This window comes from Paenibacillus sp. N22P23, from assembly GCF_059383735.1.
The window spans coordinates 326691-345943 of sequence record NZ_JBXENT010000005.1; the positions used below are offsets into that span (position 1 = coordinate 326691).

General features: G+C 46.7%; 11 protein-coding genes. All 11 read right to left on the reverse strand.

Annotated features, from left to right (window positions below):
* Positions 1-14: 14 nt before the first annotated feature.
* The 11 genes from AC506A_RS21570 to AC506A_RS21620 all read right to left on the reverse strand — a co-directional run bounded on the left by AC506A_RS21570 (position 15) and on the right by AC506A_RS21620 (position 18273).
* Complete coding sequence (locus tag AC506A_RS21570; protein WP_495463070.1) at positions 15-776, reverse strand: SDR family NAD(P)-dependent oxidoreductase; 762 nt, start codon at positions 774-776, stop codon at positions 15-17.
* Entirely contained in the window at positions 773-2899 is a 2127-nt protein-coding gene (locus AC506A_RS21575) for an alpha-galactosidase (protein WP_495463071.1), read from the reverse strand. Before AC506A_RS21575 ends, AC506A_RS21570 begins: the two co-directional genes overlap by 4 nt.
* 22 nt (positions 2900-2921) lie before the next feature.
* On the reverse strand, positions 2922-4694 hold the full coding sequence (locus tag AC506A_RS21580; RefSeq protein WP_495463072.1) for a glycoside hydrolase family 35 protein: 1773 nt from the start codon (positions 4692-4694) through the stop codon (positions 2922-2924).
* Positions 4691-6388 carry a right-handed parallel beta-helix repeat-containing protein gene (locus tag AC506A_RS21585; RefSeq protein WP_495463073.1) on the reverse strand — a complete coding sequence of 566 codons (1698 nt, stop codon included), beginning with the start codon at positions 6386-6388 and terminating at the stop codon, positions 4691-4693. The genes AC506A_RS21580 and AC506A_RS21585 overlap by 4 nt, the downstream gene beginning before the upstream one ends.
* A complete protein-coding gene (locus tag AC506A_RS21590; protein WP_495463074.1) occupies positions 6385-8568 on the reverse strand; it encodes a glycosyl hydrolase family 95 catalytic domain-containing protein in 2184 nt (727 codons plus the stop codon). The genes AC506A_RS21585 and AC506A_RS21590 overlap by 4 nt, the downstream gene beginning before the upstream one ends.
* Positions 8561-10837, reverse strand: a complete 2277-nt coding sequence (locus AC506A_RS21595; protein ID WP_495463075.1) for a glycosyl hydrolase family 95 catalytic domain-containing protein — start codon at positions 10835-10837, stop codon at positions 8561-8563. Before AC506A_RS21595 ends, AC506A_RS21590 begins: the two co-directional genes overlap by 8 nt.
* Before the next feature lie 465 nt (positions 10838-11302).
* The gene (locus AC506A_RS21600) at positions 11303-12991 is read right to left on the reverse strand and encodes a type 2 periplasmic-binding domain-containing protein (RefSeq protein WP_495463076.1); all 1689 of its coding nucleotides are present in this window, start codon (positions 12989-12991) and stop codon (positions 11303-11305) included.
* A 54-nt stretch (positions 12992-13045) separates the two neighbouring features.
* The gene (locus AC506A_RS21605; RefSeq protein ID WP_495463077.1) at positions 13046-13972 is read right to left on the reverse strand and encodes a carbohydrate ABC transporter permease; all 927 of its coding nucleotides are present in this window, start codon (positions 13970-13972) and stop codon (positions 13046-13048) included.
* Positions 13972-14871 (reverse strand): ABC transporter permease, encoded by a 900-nt coding sequence (locus AC506A_RS21610; protein WP_495463078.1) that lies wholly within the window; start codon positions 14869-14871, stop codon positions 13972-13974. Before AC506A_RS21610 ends, AC506A_RS21605 begins: the two co-directional genes overlap by 1 nt.
* Before the next feature lie 197 nt (positions 14872-15068).
* The gene (locus AC506A_RS21615; RefSeq protein WP_495463079.1) at positions 15069-16487 is read right to left on the reverse strand and encodes a response regulator; all 1419 of its coding nucleotides are present in this window, start codon (positions 16485-16487) and stop codon (positions 15069-15071) included.
* Positions 16480-18273 (reverse strand): sensor histidine kinase, encoded by a 1794-nt coding sequence (locus AC506A_RS21620; RefSeq protein WP_495463080.1) that lies wholly within the window; start codon positions 18271-18273, stop codon positions 16480-16482. Before AC506A_RS21620 ends, AC506A_RS21615 begins: the two co-directional genes overlap by 8 nt.
* Positions 18274-19253: the final 980 nt, after the last annotated feature.

The following is a 19253-nucleotide window of genomic DNA, read 5'->3' on the forward strand; positions in this document are numbered from 1 at the left end:
TGATATGAATGTAATTAGTAGCCTAGCGATGCTCCTCCATCGACGGGAAGCGCGACGCCCGTTACAAAACCTGATTGGTGGCTCGCCAAGAAGAGCGCCGACTGTGCGATCTCATCAGAGTTAGCTGGACGGCCAAATGCGTGCATGTCGTTAAGGGCTTGCACCGCGGCTTCCGGATTATCCTGCTGCCGAATCCATTGCTGCAATAATGGAGTAGACACGCCAGCCGGGCAAATGCAATTGACGCGTACGCCGTCATGCGCGTAATCCAATGCCAGAGATTTCGTCATCGCAATTACGCCGCCTTTCGTTGCGGCATAGACCGGATTCATCTTCTGCCCGACCAATCCGTTTAGGGAAGCCATGTTGACGATTGTTCCTCGCGTCTTCCGCAATTCTGGGATCGCGTGCTTAATCATGAGAAACACGCTTTTCAGGTTAACGCTAACAAGACGATCGAATTCTTCCTCTTGAACGTCCTCCAGGTACTTAGGCATAATAACAGCGGCGTTATTGACCAGCACATCCAATCGACCAAATTGCCGGATGGTCTCCTGGATGAGCGCTTGAACGTCCGCTTCTTTCGAAACGTCCGTCTTCACTGCAATTACGTCCATTCCGAATGAGCGCAGTTCGTCGGCGAGCCTTGTCCCATCGTTATCGTTCCAGTCGGCAATGACTACTTTCGCAAAATCTGCCGCAAACAATCTTACAATTGCTTCGCCGATTCCCGAGCCGCCACCGGTGACAATAACCGCTTTACCCGCTAAGCTCATTTTTTTGCCTCCCCTGTTGTTTGCTTATAGATGCGAATAAGTGCGCTGGCATAATCGCCAACCAGGTTCAGCTTAAGCCCGATTTCCTTTAAAGCCTTGCCGCTTACGGGTTCCGTCACGCCCTCGACTAAATAAATAGCCTGATCTTCCAAACCAGCCAAGCGAAGATTAGGCAGCGTATTTGCGAAAGAGTTCGAACGCAGGAAAGCGAATACGACTGCTTCATCCTTCGACTTGCTCACATACATCGTCGCGGATAGCTCATTGTCTCTCGGCGATAGCAGTCTGTACTGATCGCCATGTTGAACCGTTGGACGAATGTTCTTATACAGCTCGATCAGTTCGCGTGCTTCAGCTCGCTCCACATCGGACCATTTCAGCAAATTGTCACCAATCCCCAAGTTCCCCATCATGGCGCTATGGAACCTGTATTTCAGAGAAAGCTTTCTTTGATTCAAGGGATGGACTTCATCCGACACCCAAGCCTCCATGATTTTTGCGCAATAAGCGAATGAGAAGCCTTCCTGAATGCGAAGTCTGTCATAGGCATCCGTATTGTCGCTGGTCCACACTTGATCGAAGTACTGAATAATACCAAGATCGACTCTTCCTCCGCCGCCGGAACAAGATTGGAAGATCACATCAGGATGACATTCCTTTAATCTTCTCACGATCTCATATACGCCTAGGGCATGCCTCACCCAGATTTCACGCTGTTCGGAGACGGGCGCCTCGGGATATCCCGGTTCGCTGAAATTCCGATTCATGTCCCACTTGATAAATGTGATCGAATGCTTGCTTAATAGATCATCCATAAAACTATAAATATAGTCGCGGACATCTTCCCTCGCCAAATTCAAGACGAGTTGATTGCGGATTTCCGTCCGCTGCCGCGTCGGGAAATGGTACACCCAATCGGGATGCGCGCGATATAGATCGCTGTCCGGGTTCACCATCTCGGGTTCTACCCACAAGCCGAAATCCATCCCGAGCGCATTTACCTTATCGATTAAAGCGTTTAATCCTCGAGGAAACTTCTCCGGGTTCACATGCCAATCGCCTAATCCGGCTTTGTCATTCATGCGCTTTCCGAACCATCCATCATCGATGACGAATAACTCCACGCCGATGGAAGCGGCCTCATCTGCGAGCTTCGCCTGCAGTTCTTCGTCAAAGTCAAAATAAGTCGCATCCCACGAATTATAAAGAATCTTTCTAAGCTCGCTTCTTGCTGGGGCTGGTAGTAAGTGCTGCAGCTGCAGCCGGTGCATATTGCGGCTCGCTTCACCGAATCCGGAATTCGAGTAGCCGATAAAATAGCTCGGGGTTTTGAAGCTGCTCTGCGACTTCAAATCCCAGCTAAAATCGAAATCGTTCACGCCTGCGCTTATTTTAACGAGTCCGAAGTGATCCTTCTCCAGCGTAATTTTCCAATTCCCGCTAAACGCAAGCGCGCCGAAATACACTTCGCCGGACATTTCCGTCGCTTGTCCATCCGGGTCCAATGTATAGAAGGGATTGGCAAAGTGACTCGTCGTACCTCTTCTGCTTTCCAACACGACTTTCGTCGTTGGCAGCATCATCTGATCGAATTGCATCTCACCGACCCATTTACCGGTTAAGTAACCGAGCCGGTAATTCCGGTGTTTCGGTACGAACGTCGAACCGGAGAGAATCGCTTCTAACGTTATGCTGGTTTCGGCTTCATTCACGATCACCGCAGCTCGCTCGATAATGTCGAGATCCTCATAGAGCTTATAAGTTAATAGCACCGATAATGGATAGTGCCGATCCTTGAGCACGATCGTCAACGAATCTTCCGTCATACTCCATGATGTATAGTCGAGCACGGCATCCCTTACCTGATCGGCAAAGGTTGCTTTCAAGCACGGCTCCGTAAATTTAGCCTTGGACCACCCCATGAATTCCTCGGCGCCTAATTCACTCCCTAACGTATAGGGATATTTCGCCTCAATCTCAGCGCTTGGGTAATCGGAGAGGTATGGAAGCTTCTCGCCGAAATAAATGTAATTGATCGTCCCCGTATCGCATAGCCCTATCGCGTATGCCGCCGTTTTGGTTTCCATGACCCATATCGTTCTCTGCTCGTCAAAACGAATCATTGTTTTCCTCCTAAACCATTCGCTATCCTAACTCGGCGTAGTCCTGCAGCGTAACGACAGCCTCATGTGTACCGTGCAATTCGAAGAGAATCAATTCATTTTCACCTTTATGCAGGAGAGGAGCAGGCACATACAAGGTTTGTTGCGGACCTCTATCCCAGTAACGTCCCAAATTAAGGCCATTTACATAGGCCACGCCTTTCGTCCAACCTTCTAATTTGAGGAACGTGTCTCCTGCTTCTTCAACGTAAAACTTCCCTTTGTAGAACGTAGGTGTGGAAGGCTCTTCGCCCTGCTGAATCGAATGGAACTCAAGCTCCGACAATCGGTCCAGCGGAAGCGTATGAATGGTCCAATCATAGAGGAATTGCCGTTCCAGCCTAACGCCTTCCGTAATTCCCTTCTTATCCTTTAACATCCAGCCGTAATTAGTACGTCCCATGTTTTCAACAAGAATACTTAGCGTCGCTCCTTCCGGAGGAATCTCAAGCAGTATGTCGTTCTCCTTAATAGCTAACGTAATGTCATGCGTGTTTCTATCGATGACGCCTTGATAGCGCCCATCCAAGAATACAAGCGCGCGATCTCGCACATTCTGAATCGCTAACTTGCTCTTCTCCCGCGGACCCGTTACTCGGGTCGAGTATAGGATGAAGCCGTAATTTTGACCGAGGCTTTCCATCGTATCCGGGCAAGTCCGACGTACCGGAGAAGACAGCTGTGGAAGTGAATCAAATAATGACGCCTGCTCGGTGAGCTGCACGCTTCCATAATGTCGTTTCGGCTGCGAATCGGAGACCGCAACCTCCGGGATATCCACATACTTGGCGATAACATCACGAATCGCCCGGTACTTGTCCGTGATGTCACCTGACTCGTTCAGCAGCGCATTATAATCGTAGCTCGTAACTGTCGGTTCGTAGCTGCCGAAGTCGTTGGCGCCATTATAGAATCCGAAGTTCGTTCCGCCATGAAACATGTAGAAGTTGACGGAAGCCCCCGATCTCAAAATCCGGTCAAGCACGTCCGCTACGTCGTCGAAGCCACGGACATGATGTTCTTCACCCCAATGGTCGAACCAACCATTCCAGTATTCCATGCAGACGAGCGGCCCATTGGGCTGATACTGCTGCAGCTTATCGAATGCTTCCTCCGGTCGCGATCCGAAATTGACAGTCGCCAATACACCGGGAAGAGATCCGCCTTGAAGCATATGGTCTTCCGGACCGTCGGACGTGAATAAGAGGACATCAATACCTCTATCTATCATTCCTCTACGCAAATAATCCAAATAGATATGGTCATTGCCGTAACTTCCGTACTCGTTCTCGATTTGCATGGCAATTATTGGTCCGCCGTTGGTACACAGTAGTGGCTTTAACAACGGGATCAATTTGTCGTAGTAGTTGTCCACCTTCTCCAGGTACTTCTCGTCCATGCAGCGCAATCTCATCTCCGGAGAGGCAAGCAACCAAGCCGGGAACCCTCCGAATTCCCACTCCGCACATATGTACGGACTCGGACGAACGATGACGAACAAGTCCAACTTTGCCGCAATACCGATAAAGCGCACGATATCCGCAATACCCTCAAAACAAAATTGACCTTCCCTAGGCTCGTGTAAGTTCCAAGCAATATATGTCTCCACCGTATTGAAGCCGCACGCCTTGAGCTTTAACAGCCGATCTTCCCAGTACTCTGGAACGATTCGAAAATAATGCATGGCTCCGCTCAATATTCGGACTGGCTGACCGTTGTAATAAAACTGACTGCCCTCTGTTGTGAAATCGCTCATTGTCGCACCTCGTTATTCTGTATGACCTTGTTGCCTTGAATCTGAACGCCACTGCAAGCCGTTAAACGAACCGCCCCAGTCAAATCGACCGGTTTACGAGCAACATCCGTGAATGAGATTTTATTTTTCCGAAATGTCAGTCCACGTGTACACTTCGCATCGAGCAGAAGCGCATCAGAAGTTAAAATGGTATTTCCTTCGATCCGAATGTTCCGGTGAACAGGGGTATCGAGATCGACGTGTCTATTCTCAGGAGCAATATAAATAACGGGATGCTCTCTCCCCCCGCAATGGTTGAACGTGTTCTGTCTGATCGTGACATCCTCTACTCGGCCGGACTCGAACCAACTCTCCGCATCATCTGCAATCAGAATGGCGCTCATCGTTAGCCTATCGAATTGATTCTGCTCGATGACGACTTTACGGCGGGTTGTGACCAGGATGCCTCTCGTCGGAATTCGCGTAAACCGATTGTTTCGAATTTCCACTTCCGGCGTCCATGTCGTATTTTCGATAACATCCTCGGTTGCAAGATGCTCGGGGACTGGTTTATGAAGGGTCAATAGGATATCCCACGGGCTTATCTTTTTGACCGCAAGTACGGTATTGCTTTCGTATGCAGCAAGAGATTTGGCGTTAACGAATTCGATGTCGTCTCCCGGGTAAAAAGCATCAAAGCCATAGCTTTGACCGTGCATGAATCGGACAAGCACCTGATTGAAAGCAGGCTTGTCGACCACCTGCAAGTGAGTACCGTGAATGTTAATCGGGTCGTCGTGTGTGCCCTCGATATGGCTGTTCTCGATTCGTATAAGCCCTCGGCAGCCGGAAATATGAATACCATCGGCAAAAGCGGCCGCCGTTCGCCCCGAATCCTTACAAGGTGCAAGAGTTAATCCGTCAAACGTCAAGTTCTCGCTGAACTGACCAACTACGCCAAGCCCGTGGGTATAGTGAAGGTTCACGTTTCGCCAAGTTATGTTGCGGCTCCTATGGATGAATACACCTGCTTGATCGCGGATGCCGTCACGCATTTGATAGGTTAGGCCTACAGCTGTTTCCGGTATAAAGCCATGATCATAATGAAGCCTCAGCCGCCCGGGCTCGATCTCTTCGATATGAATGGCTGATGATATCGGATTAGGCACACGCCAAGTAGTATTGCTAGCCGATTCGAAGAGTTGTGTCGGACCTTCTTGATAGGACCAACCTTCTCCTATCCAGCGCAGCTGACCATCAACCAGCTCATACCACGAATCGCGATGAACGCTGACTTCGATAAATCCTGAAGCTATCGCCTCTACAGTCATTTCAGACATCGTCGGTCTTGCGAAGTCCGTCCGCAAGTTACGAATTTCGATGTTCTCACATTGCTCGAAGACAAACATCGTAAACTTACCGTGGAATCTGAACAACGCTCCATTTCCCTCAATAGTGACATCGTTCAGCCCTTGAAACAGCGCTCCGATCGTCTTTGTTACATCCGGATTCTCTTGCTCGCTGGCACTATTCGAAATACAGAACGGTACCTTTGCAGCATGTTCCGGATAGAAGTCATAGCAGCCTTCAGCACATTCCAGTACAACCGGAGCGTCTATGGCAGCAACAGCTTCAAGAGCACGCTGCATCGGAACAACCGTATCTTCCCCACTGTTGGGATTGGCTCCATAATCCGTTAGACGAACAACAATCATGTTCTATCGACCGCTTTCTTTAGCAGATATTGTTTTCCGGCTTCCGTATGAAAAGAAACCGTCCCGTCCTTGACTGTGTATGGGACTACGCGTTGCAGATCACCTTCTGCCTCAATCACTTCGCAGGTGTCTCCGATCCAAGGGTTCACGATTCTGCATGTTTTCCCTTTCTCGCTTACGATTCTCACATCGACGATTTCACCATCTGCCTGCTCGCTAGACACAAGAAACGCGCCGACGGCACGCAGATGCTCGAATCTAGCATTTCGATCAGCTGGCCACACAGGGAACAACCGGATAATCTGCTCATGGCTTTGCATAAGCATTTCGTTGATCGCCGTCGGTACTCCGCTGCAGCACTCGATGCCCCCGCCTCCGAAGAAAATGAACAAGTTAGGAAAGCTATGCTCCGAGCATTGCATCCGAAGCTCCCGCAAAATGACCTCGGGATCGTAACCAACCCTCGCGGCCGCCGCGAATATCGTCGGAAAGCCATTGTAATCGCTCCAGCGATTCATGGCTGTCAACGTATTGTGAGCGATTCCAAGCAAATCGGGCCCAGCTCCCAGTCCTAGCGCTCCGGCCGGAAAGATGTGCTGCACCTCCAACGAATTTGACGTCCCCCACTCTCTCCCCCGTTCCGTCAAACGAAACACGGTCTTCCCTTCTCGCTCAAAAGTCGGAAACTCGCTGATGCTCGAAGCAATATGTGACCAATGAGCTCGGCGATCCATATCCCTACCAAGCTCGACGCTCATCTCTACTAATCCTTTAAAAATAACCTTAATAAATCCAATGGATAGAATCGGATTCATATCGTGGAATCCGTCTGACCAACTGTCGTCCTCATGATCCGTCGTCCAAACATCAACCTCATTGATGCTGTCGTTGTATACGACATACCGATCATTCTCAAACTTCAAATAATCTTCCCAAAAGGCAGCGACCTGCAGCAAATAGGGATAGGCAATCCGCTCTGCGTATTCGAGATCATACGTATGATAGAACCGCATCAGCATATTAATTGCGCCATACGAGGCATTGCTCTTCTGTCCGCAGAACATGTGCCCGTCTTCGTAAGGGGTATCGCATAACGCCGTAGGAAGACCCTTCGGTCCAATACCAACATCGTAATAGACGCCACGGCAGCCCAAATATTGGGCTGCGTATTGCCTGCCGTTCTCTATGTATTCAAGAATCGGCGTATCATATGGTTCCGTTAGTTCGATATGATTAGAAGAATACGTTCCCCACCATGGCGCTTGATAGTTATAATTCAAATGATAATCCCCAGCCCAGGCAGGACTGTCAGTCGTGATCCAATTGCCGAACAGACCGGGAGGAAAAGCTTTATTCCGGCTGCAACTCGCCATAATGTACTGCGATCCGTACCAGAATCGTTCAAGCAGATCGTCATCAATCTCGATTGCGGATTTCGACCAAAACTGTCTCCACCATTGGTCGTGTTCCACCCGAACGGAAGCAATCGATTCCTTGCTAGACTTCTCTGCAGATCGAATAGCTTCGTTATGGCAATCTTCCGAATCATGGTTCGTACCCACCGCAACGACAATTATGGTCGGATGTTCCTCTTGGAGCATGAATGTATCACCAGTTCCTGACAAGACATTCATTGCCAAGCAGCCTTGCGTAGGCCAATCCAAGTCCTCTCCAGTGAATTGCCGTGATATCCAACTGACACTGCCGGTTCCGCCATTCTGTACGACGGATTCGTTCCCAGACTCCGAGCGCAATTTAATGCTGACTGATACAGGAGCTCCGAAACAGGACAGCTCAATGACCAATACGTTTCGCGAGGCTGCCACCCATGATCGCATGGCGACTTGAGATGAGCTGGTTTGAAAGTTTGAGTGAATCTCCGCCTCGTACAAACGCTGTTCGCTATAATAAGAACTGTCCTTCAATTCGGGAATATGTATATCGACGCCTCCAAGCAAACAGGGACTTCCGTTTGGAAACACGCGTTTCGCCTTCCAAAAATCGTTCTTAGAGATCCAAAATCGCTGCTGTTCCGGCTCGCCGCTCACGACGACGCCTACATCTCCGTTGCCGATGATAGGTCCATCAACAACTTTGGTAGACGGCACGTGCTGCGGAGGCTGGTTATAAACGCCCTTGTATCGTGAAACTTTATCTTCAGCTTTGAACCAACTATGCACTACTATCTGCTCCCCTCGCCACGCATTGCTCTCCTGTTGCTAGAGAAATAGCGATTTCTGCACCGATCAGACATTCCATTTCCGTCAGTATTCCATCTCGCTCAAGAGTAAGTTTTTCGGTATTAAAACGGTTCTCGAGCAAGAATACTCCACCACGCTCTGCCTGCAATCTCACGTAATCCAAACGGCCTCCGGTTGCTTTGGCTGAGATAACAATACCCATTTCACCTCTGAAGCGTTGAAACTCGGCCCCCTTCTCGAGCCACTCTTTTGGCACGGCCGCGAAAGGTCTTATAATTCCGCCGTTTGTCTGCAAGAGCATCTCTTGCAAGGCATCGGCAGCCGCCATATTTCCTTCCAGCGTAAAAGGACGATAATGAAACTGCGTCAATCCCGTTCTTCGGTAATCACCGTTAAGATGAAAGCCGTTCGGCGAACATAAATGCTCCCAAAATTGACGCAAATGATACCGTGCTGCCTCCCCGTTGCCCTGTCTTGTATAGAGAGCCGCCATCCAGGCGAACGAATAGCCTACCCACATCCCTTTGCCGAGCACTTCAAGATGAGCTATTGTATCATCGATGATTTTCTTCTCTGCCTCGGAGCGTCGATATTGGACGGTTTGTAAAGGATAAATGGACATCGCATGTGAGAAATGCCGATGACTTTCGAGCAGCCTTTCGTCCGGACTGAGCATGAATCCAGACTCATCGACGGCAAGCTCGGGTAGCGCCTCCGTGATTGCAGACCAACGTTCGAAATCTTCTGCCAACTCAAGAACCTCAGACATATGCGATAGTCGCTCAAAGAGGTAACGAAGCAAAGCCAAATCGTAATTACTGTTTGGAGTAAGCCAGGACTGTAAACTATCGTCGTGAATTTCCGGTGAACTCGAAATAGGCAGCCTCAGCATGCCATCCTCACCCTTTATCAGCAAGTCCAGCAGACAAAGCGCTGTTTCTTTGAAATATATGTACGCCTTTGTGGCAAGGAATTCCCGATCTCCGGTATACAGCCAGTAATGATCGAATGACTGACAGAGCCATATTTGATTGGTCGGACTGAGCGAGTACATTGGCCAGCCGCCGAGTGGTTTGCCGTCGAGAGTCATAACGGAAGGCAAATTGATGCCAGCAGATTCATAATACGATTGTGCGAATTCCTGTGCCGCTGGACGCAAATTCCATAGGAAGTCGAGAAAGCTCTCCCCTTCCTCCAGATGGTTCGCCTTTAAATAGTGCCAGTAGCTTAGTTCCGTATTCAGATCGTGGTGGTAGTCACCTTTCCACGGCGGTAATTTCCCTTCATCAGCCGTCCAAACGCCTTGAAGCGGCATAGGTGGAGCGCATTTCCGTGAACAGGATCCGAACAAATAATTAGTGACATACCATTGTTTCTCCATCTCGAAATCAGGCAATGTTAGCTCACTCCGCTGCCAATACCGCACCCACCATGCCGAATGGGATGGAAGAGCAGCATCGTATCCCGTACGTACGGCTTCGACTACCTTGGACTTTCCCTGTTCGAACCATTCCTCACCGTCGTGCTTGGCTGCTACGAAATAAACCCAATCCGTGATGAGTTCGGAAGTTATTCGTTCGGCCACAATGATGGCATATTCCAACTCATGGCTTGTTCGCTGAATGAACCAAGACAGATCGCCTTCCTTACCGAATTCCGCATTAGGATATCCTAGCAAAGCCAGAGATTCTTGAGATATGTTGGAAGACTGCGAATAAGCCGGTGCACTCAACTTTAATCGAATTAGGTTTGCCTGTTCCCCGCCGTGAAGTCGGATATAGCCAAGTCCGTTCTCAGCATGTAAGAACGTCTCGAGCCGATAAGATTCACCACCTGCGGTTTGCCAACTCACCTCCGCAATCGCTTCGCGAAGTTTTAGCCGGCTGGACATCGCATCCGCTGCTTTGCCGTGCAATTCAATTCGGCCGGCTGGCAGCTTCGTCGGGTTCGGATACTCAGAGAAGAAATCGCTGAATCTACGTGAGATTTGCTGCTGATCCCCTTTTCGTACCAGCTCGATTAGGTTCTGATACGAAAAATCCGCATCAAGCACTTCCGGAACCGGCCTTGTATCCCACAAGTCTCCCCGATCAAGGCTTAAGCAAAGTGGTGCTCCGTTTCCCCACACTAAGCATCCAGTCAATCCGCTTCCAAGTGGAAGCGCCTCGTCCCACCGATCGATTGGTTCATGAAAGAGGAGATCGTGCAGTTCCATAGGCATCTTATGAGTAACGTTGTATATGAACATTGAATCGCCCCCTTTATCCCCACGTTAACAAAACCCTAGATGCCCAACAACTATAAAAAAGGGATATTTATGCAAAATCTAGCTTAGCGCTGGCATGAATTATGGAGCATTTCTATAAATACGTGATAAAGTGCTTCAACCCATAATAGAAGAGCGCCTTTTCAGCGCTCCCTTATTATTTCTAACACATCAGTTGTCTTCAAATGCATCTAAATGCAGTTCCCACTTAGCCACTCTACTTTAATCGTATGGGCTCCACTTGCGAGTCCTGTCTTTTCAAAGAATGATTGCTGTAACAACCTTGTCGGGTTGTAAGTGTTTACCTGTGACTGCAAAACGCCATCGATATACACATTCGCATTTCCATTATTCTTCCCCTTTTTAAAGTTGGTTTTTGTTCATTCTGCATCCTATTAAATTGGAGATACCCTACTTTCATAGGGCATCTCCAAGCTTGTAAGAAACTTATTTACCCGACTTTGCCATTTCAGCAGTAACTTCCGTAATAGCCTCGGAAAGCCCCTTGCTTTCATAGCCCTTCACAATATCATGCCACATCTTAACCGGATCTTCTTTGCTAAGTATGACTTTCGTTAAGTCGTCGTTGAAGTTAACCGCGCTAAGCTTGTCTTTGCCTGGCGTAGACATTGTGAGGATTTGGAACTCTGTTGGAATTGCTTGTGCATTCGTCATCTGCCATGACATTTCGTTCTTGATGAAGTCCATCATATCTTGACCCATGTTGATTTTATTTGCTTCACTGTCATCGAATACGTTGGCATTCGCCCAAACCGCTAGTTGGCTAATAACATCAATCGAAGGATACATTCCTTTAATATCTGTGAATTTACTTGTTTTCTCATCCTTCGCACGAGTAATTGTTATCGCGTCGCCGGATTTCGTGTAATCCTTGCCTTCAATACCATAGTTGAAGAGTTCCTTGCTTTCGGGCGAGATCAGGTAATCGTAGATTCTTAGAATACGATCCATCTTCTTGTCATCTACATTAGCGTTGAACATACTTTCAGACCACCAAGTGAGCGTCGTGAAGCGGTATGTGCTTCCGTCTGCTGATGGCCACAAGTGCAGAGGTTTTACAGCATCAAAGAAGTTTTTACCCGGATTTGCTTTCTCCCACTCATTTTTAACCGCTAGATTAATGATGCCGGCAGCAAGCGCTCCTGCTTTGCCTGAATAAAATTTCTGATTCGCTTCGCCAGCTTTAGCGACAGCGAAGTCCTTATCCATGCCGCCTTCAGCATACAACTTACGTGCATCTGTTACGACGGTATCCATTTGCTTAGACGCATAGAATGGTATCCATTTGTCGTCTTCCTTCAACCAACCGTTGTTTCCAAGCTGTGGCAATAGCGGCATGAGAGCTGCTGTAAAGAAGTTCATATTATTGCTTACGAGACCAACCGTATCCTTCTTGCCGTTGCCATCCGGATCTTTTTCCTCGAACGCTTTCAGCATAGCTGCAAATTCATCGAACGTTTTCGGATCCTGGATCCCGAGTTTCTCCATCCAGTCTTTGCGTACGAAGATACCTCGATCCAGTGCCCACATATCGTTATTTGGATACGTCAAACGCGGAAACGCATACAATTTATCTTCTCTTGCAATACCTTGCTTAACATCCTCAAGCGTAGCTACTTTCTCGACATTCGGATATTGACTCAAATCGTCCGGAAGCGCGCGAATCAGCTTCTGGTTAATCCAGTCGCTATAACCAGCCGCGTTATAGCCGCTCGCTAGGTCATGGGTAATAATATCAGGCAATTGGCCGGAAGCCGCCCACACTTGGGATTTCTGCGCCCAGTTGTCCCAACCTACATCCATTGCTTGGAACGTAACGTTAAATTTCTTCTCAATTGATTGCAATACTTCATCGTGAGGTTGGAAAGCAGCTCCGATTCCCCACCAAGAAACCGTAATGTCCATATGATCTTTCAACGGATCCTCTACCGGAGCCTCGTTGGTTGCAGCGGCAGTATTATCGCTCGTTGCAGTATTGCTGTTAGTGCCCTCATTCGTTGTTGCAGTATTCTCATTGCTTTCATTTGAAGAATTCGACTTTGCGCCACAACCGGTGAGCAGTACGAGTAATGCAGTTAATGCAGCAGCTGATTTCATCGTTGTTCGTTTGTTCATACTGAAATTCCTTCCCCTCTATCTTTTTTTTATAATAAAAGCCGATGGCTTCTACTAACCTTTAACAGAACCGAGCATGACGCCCTTCGTGAAATATTTCTGCAGGAACGGATACAAGCACACGATCGGCAATACGCTGACGACCAATACGGCCATTTTGATCATTTCCGGCTGCAAGCTCTGATTCTGTGTCATAACCGAGCTTGCGTTTATACCATTTAGAAGCTGTTGGTAGTTCGTCAGTATTTCCCGAAGCAGCGCCTGCAAAGGAAGCTTATTGATATCTGTCATAAACAGGACACCGAGCCACCACTCATTCCAGCGATCTACAGCGTAAAATAATGCTATCGTAGCAATCATGGGCATTGAGATCGGAAGCGCGATTTTATACAGAATCTGAATGTCATTCGCTCCATCGATCTTGGCTGATTCCTCAAGCGCCGCAGGCAAAGTCCTGAAGAACGCAAGACAGATAATCAGATAGAAGGTGTTGACGGCTACAGGAAGCACCATGACGAACAAGTTATTGATAAGCCCCAGATCCTTCATCGTTAAGTAGAAGGGGATTAATCCGCCGTTGAAGAACATCGTAAAGATGATGCCTCCCATAACGAGCTTTTGCCCCGGAATCCCTCTCTTCGACAGCACATAGGCACCTGATAAAGTTGTGATCATATTAATAATTGTGCCTACGACCGTTACAAATAAAGTGACATTAAAGGATTTCAATATCCGGGAATCATGCAAAATATATTTATAGGCTGAGAGATCAAACGTCGTCGGTACTAGATAAACGACTTGCTTCGATATCGCTGCCGAGTCGCTGAACGACATCAGAATGACATTGTAGAAAGGGAATAGCGTGAGCAGCGTGAGCAGCATGAGAATGGTATGGATAATGACATCCACTACACTAAGCCTGCTTCGCTTCTTCGTAAGCTGCATCGCACCAACACTCTTATTCGCCATAGCGGCTTCCATTACACTAACCCCTCTCCGCCTAGTTTTCTCACCATGTAATTTGCTACGTATAGCATCGTGAAGTTAATAACTGCCTTGAATAACCCTACCGCCGTCGTAATTCCAAAGCTTGCCCCGGAATCGAAGGCCGTTCTGAAGATATAAGTATCGATAATGTCAGCCGTTTCATATACACCTGCATTGTACAGGTTGAATATTTGCTCGAAACCGCCATTCATCGTGTTGCCTACGGCGAGAATTAACAGAATCGCGGCTGTTCCGCGTATCGAAGGCCACGTTACGGCCATTAGCTTCTGAAACCGATTCGCTCCGTCAACATGAGCCGCTTCATACAGTTCAGGATTGATGCCGGCAATCGCCGCGATATAAATGATCGCGCTCCAGCCGATCTCCTTCCAAATACTTGAGATGAACAAGAGCGGTCTGAATGTACCCGGCTCAGTCAGCAGATTCACCTTCTCGAAGCCCAAGTATGTGATCATTTGATTCAGAACGCCTGAGTCTCCAAGCAAGTTCAGCATAATACCGCTAATGATGACCCAAGAGATGAAGTGGGGAAACGTATAGACCGTTTGATAAAACTTCTTCATCTTCTCCCTGGTTACCTCATTGATGAGCAGAGCAAGTATGATCGCGACAGGAAATTCAAACAGTAATCTTCCTCCGCTAATGATGATCGTATTGTTAAATGCCTTCCAGAAATCTTGCTGCTTCATTAACTCCTTGAAATTGCTTAGGCCAACCCAAGGGCTCTTCATGATTCCTTCCCCGATATGAAATTCCTTGAAGGCGAGAACGACGCCATACATCGGCAAATACTGAAAGAGCAGATAATAAAGAATGGTTGGCGTAAGGAGAAGATACAAGTATCTATTTTTATAAAATTTGTTCCCTACCATATTGTGCTGCGGCACCTCCGAAATCGTTTTCTGCAAGCGTTATCATATTTGTATTATCCGAGATTATGGCCTGTTCGAGTATGCACGCGCTCTATCGGTTTCCTATTCAAAAAACGCATACTTAACAAAAAGAAAACCCTCTCAAGAGGGTTTTCCTAAAAATACGCTATATTGATCTAAAAAAAGTCCATACAGCTTTAGCCCGTCTCGTGCTGTTTGTTTCGATATTGCGTTGGCGTCAAGCCGGTTGCCTTTTTGAAGGAACGCGTAAAATAAAAGTAATCATTGTAGCCCGCTTGTTCTGCAATTTCATAAACCGGTTTGTCGCTGCTGCCGAGCAGCTCGCAAGAATACGCAATGCGCAGCCCGGACAAATAAGCGGTCAACGTCTCTCCAACCTCTTTCTTAAATAACTGGCTGATGTAACTTGGATTCATATGAAATTGCTCCGACAAATCTTGAAGTGAAATATCAGCATGAAAATGCTGCCGTACATATTCCAAAATGGCATTCATCGTATGGTTTTTCGACTCTGCTGGCACTGCATTCACGTTCTTGATATGCTCAGAGGTCATCTGATTTAAATGCTCGAGCATGTCGTATACATGCTGGAAATGCTGCGTTAGCTGATCAAAGCTGTAAAGCATGCTCTCGGTCTTCCCTAGGTTGAAGAGAAACGAGATGGCCATATTGTAAACTTGGAATGCATGTTGGATTGACAGCACACCTGCCTGAAAGAGCGTTCCAAGCTCTTCAAACGCTTGTTTGACCTCATGATGATTCTTGTTGTTAATCGCTTCGCTTAGTTGCAGCATATTGGCGTTCAAGTTAGTCTGATCAAACGGTTGAAACGCATGGATTCTCCTGTCCGCCGCAATAAAAGATTGATAGGCCATCATATCTGCCTGCTCAATTGCCTGCCGGACTTCTGCAAGATCCATAATTATATCGCTAACGCCGATACACGATACCCCTTGTGGCATATCGCTGCTCCATCTCTTCTGATTATTTTTCGCTTGCTTGTATCTCATAATATAGGCCGCTTTGGATTTGCCTAATTTCAGTTGAATCACACCTTCTTGCGTCTCAAATAGATCGGCAGCGCCGATGGAGACAAACGCAACAAGCCCCTCCTTTTGCCAATCATGAATCCCTTTATTCGTTAACGCCGCCTGCAGCTGCAACCCCGGATCTTGAGCGTCCAATAGCTCGATAAACGGCGAAACGTTCTGAGTTGCTTCTTGACCAAGAATTTTCTTTATTCTCAGCAATACGCCAATGATTTCCGATTCATCATACGGTTTTAAGCAATAGGCGGCCGCACCGTGGCTCATCGCTTTCTGCGCATAAGCAAATTCGGCGTAACCACTTATAACAATGTAATGAATTGGAAGCAAGAGGGCTTTCCCCCTCTGGATCAATTCCAAGCCGCTCATTTCGGGCATGCGGATATCGGTAAACACAACATCAGGCCGATGAATCTTTATCAACTCAAGTGCATCGAATCCGTTATAAGCCTGACCGATGATTTCGAACCCATACTGACCCCACTCCACAAAATCCTTCAAACTTTCCACGACCCAGCTTTCATCATCAACAAGTAACACTTTATACATGCTGTTCCCCCTGTGCGGCAAGCGTTAACTGTATTCTGGTTCCGATGCCGAGCGTGCTATCTATTGTCATGCCGCAATCGTTCCCATCCATTAAGCGAATCCGGTTATTTACGTTGACCATACCGATGCTTTTTTGTTCGTCCTGCTCAACGCCTGAAAGCAGATTTCTAATTTCAGTTAATCGATTCGCATCAATTCCGACACCATTGTCCTCTACAATAATGATCAGCTGCCTCGTTTCATTCACGAATCCCTTTACAAGAAGCCTTCCTTTTTTCAAGGTAGGCTCAAATCCGTGAAAAACGGCATTTTCAATTAGAGGCTGAAGAATCATCTTTGGTACTACAACTTCAAGTGCATCTTCAGTAATTTCATATTCTACCGAGAATCGCTCCGCGAAACGTACTTGCTGGATTTGGATGTAGGAATTAATCATTTTCACTTCATCCCGAAGAGGTACCTTATTTGCCCCTTTGATGCTGTAACGGAAGATGCTTGATAAAGCTCGCGTCATTAATTTGATTTTGCTTTGCCCTTCAACAACGGCTATACCAGTGATTGCTTCGAGCGTATTGTACAAAAAGTGAGGGTTGATCTGGCTACGCAAAAACGCGAGCTCAGACTTCTTCTTCTCCAGCTCGATCCCATGCAATCTCGTATTCGTTTCCAGCAATGAACGGGTCAGATGATCGATCTCGTCGAGCATACTGTTTAACTCGGTTGCCATGACACTTATCTCCATGTAACCGTGCAACGATATGTTTCGTTTTAATGTGCTTAGATCGCCGCGTTTGACCATGGTCATAAACGAAATTAGCTTTTTCAAAGGGAGCAGGATGTTATTAATGATAACGGTAAAGGGAATCACGAGAATCAAGAGACAGATGCTCAAAATAATGAGTTCCAATCTGCGTATTTGGAGCAACTCGCTAAGCAGTTTATTCTTGGGAGCCATCGTCAGTATGCTGCCCTGAATCTCAGGTAGTTCTACAGACTGAACAACATACTGCCTATCTCTCCACGAGATGATTTCATTGTTAGCGTGCAGCATACTCGGGGTGATCTCGGGCAGTCCTTGTCCAGCTTTTACTTGCTGGTTACTTATAATGACGATTTGATGCCGGTCAAGTAAGTAGATTTCCGTTGCAGAGGACTCCGTTGACTCGTACTTCTTTTCTCCAACAAGCGCTTTTGGGTCGATAATAAAATACAGGGTCCCAATCGCCTTATTAAACATTTCTCCCGGCTTCATGTAGTAGACCGCGGTAGCGAAGATCATGCAGCTATTCGTACAATAGTTGATATTAAGACCCTTGGTTTCATCGTAATTGACCATGCCGATATAATAGGCATTCTCCTTCGGCGGAACGGTCGTCTTCAACCTCGAAACGATCTTCATCCCGCTGTTTATATCCAGCCATGTTCCGTTATTGCCCGCGACCACAATGTCCAAAATACCATCTTTCAACTCTTTTTGATTCGATAACCAACTATTCAGCTTCTGGTAAAGTTGAAATCTCTTTAATTCATTCTTTTCGACGAAGAAGGTTTGAACATCTTCGTTATACGAAATGTTCTGCATCAGCCTGAATATAACGTCCTTATTCGCGGTTACGTTCTTATTGATTTCTGAAACGGTTTGCTTCACGTATTCCTCATGATTTCTGGTAATCATCCCGGACATCATGGAGTAGGTAAAGAAAATAATGAACAAGATGACCGCAACAGTTGAACCCGCAAGAATCATTAACTGCGATCGAATAGATAACTTTCTCAAGTAAGCCATTCATGCTCAATCCAATCTTCTGAAATATTGAAAGCGATTGCATAATTAGGTTCGATAATGTGTTCTAATTATAGTGAGGATGAGGCTGAATGTATAATATCTATATCCATATATGATATAACTTGAAAGCTATCTATTAATAAACAATAAGACGGCAGTGCCGATAGGGTCTGCCGTCTTTAAATTTCGGACGCTCTGTAGCCTAACTGCAAGCGCTATTATAATTCATTATGCTGTATACCAATCCCGCCGAGTATGTACCTGTTCTATCTCCTACTCCTGCAAAAAACACATATTTAGAAATAAAAAACTCTCCGGGGGGAGAGTTCTCTAAAGATATTCTATATTCAGCTAAAAATAATCCATATGCAAGGATGGAGTACTTAGAGTAAGAGACCATTAACGAATCTTGAACTTCAGGGATGCAATCTCTAATAGTTCAATTTTATCTTTATTATCTAGCTCACGATATATCTGTAGCAATCGAGATTCCAGATCAGATAGGTCCTTATCTTCCGTTCGTTCATTTCCCGTAAGAAGCATTTCTAACGAACAATTGAACGTGTGATAAATGGAAACTACTGTGTCAATTGTTAATCCGGATTTTTGACAACATGAATGCCCAGCAAATTTTCGTGTAGATGAGTCAACCGTTTTTATGTAGTAAGATCTGCTAAACTAAAAAGTCCTGATATATCAAGGATTCTTGAATATCAGGACTGACTTTGTTGTGCCAAACAATGTTACAACTAGTGTCAAAGTGAATTACAACTCACATCATATGTGAGTTGTAATTCACTTTGGCACAAATTTCGTACTAAAAAGTAGTATTCTGTAAAATTTAAATGGCACAAGTTGTATGGACTTCTGGCACAAAGTAATAATTTCTGTAAGTATAAATGGCACAAATTATCTGCTTTTAAGCGGCATGTCCCTCTAGGGAGTATTGGTTGCTACAAAAGAGGATTTGTAATCTGCTG

What these genes read in the sequence shown, in the direction of transcription:
- AC506A_RS21570 (WP_495463070.1), bottom strand. Translation starts at nt 776, where the DNA reads ATGAGCTTAGCGGGTAAAGCGGTTATTGTCACCGGTGGCGGCTCGGGA.
- AC506A_RS21575 (WP_495463071.1), bottom strand. Translation starts at nt 2,899, where the DNA reads ATGATTCGTTTTGACGAGCAGAGAACGATATGGGTCATGGAAACCAAA.
- AC506A_RS21580 (WP_495463072.1), bottom strand. Translation starts at nt 4,694, where the DNA reads ATGAGCGATTTCACAACAGAGGGCAGTCAGTTTTATTACAACGGTCAG.
- AC506A_RS21585 (WP_495463073.1), bottom strand. Translation starts at nt 6,388, where the DNA reads ATGATTGTTGTTCGTCTAACGGATTATGGAGCCAATCCCAACAGTGGG.
- AC506A_RS21595 (WP_495463075.1), bottom strand. Translation starts at nt 10,837, where the DNA reads ATGTTCATATACAACGTTACTCATAAGATGCCTATGGAACTGCACGAT.
- AC506A_RS21600 (WP_495463076.1), bottom strand. Translation starts at nt 12,991, where the DNA reads ATGAACAAACGAACAACGATGAAATCAGCTGCTGCATTAACTGCATTA.
- AC506A_RS21605 (WP_495463077.1), bottom strand. Translation starts at nt 13,972, where the DNA reads ATGGAAGCCGCTATGGCGAATAAGAGTGTTGGTGCGATGCAGCTTACG.
- AC506A_RS21610 (WP_495463078.1), bottom strand. Translation starts at nt 14,871, where the DNA reads ATGGTAGGGAACAAATTTTATAAAAATAGATACTTGTATCTTCTCCTT.
- AC506A_RS21615 (WP_495463079.1), bottom strand. Translation starts at nt 16,487, where the DNA reads ATGTATAAAGTGTTACTTGTTGATGATGAAAGCTGGGTCGTGGAAAGT.
- AC506A_RS21620 (WP_495463080.1), bottom strand. Translation starts at nt 18,273, where the DNA reads ATGGCTTACTTGAGAAAGTTATCTATTCGATCGCAGTTAATGATTCTT.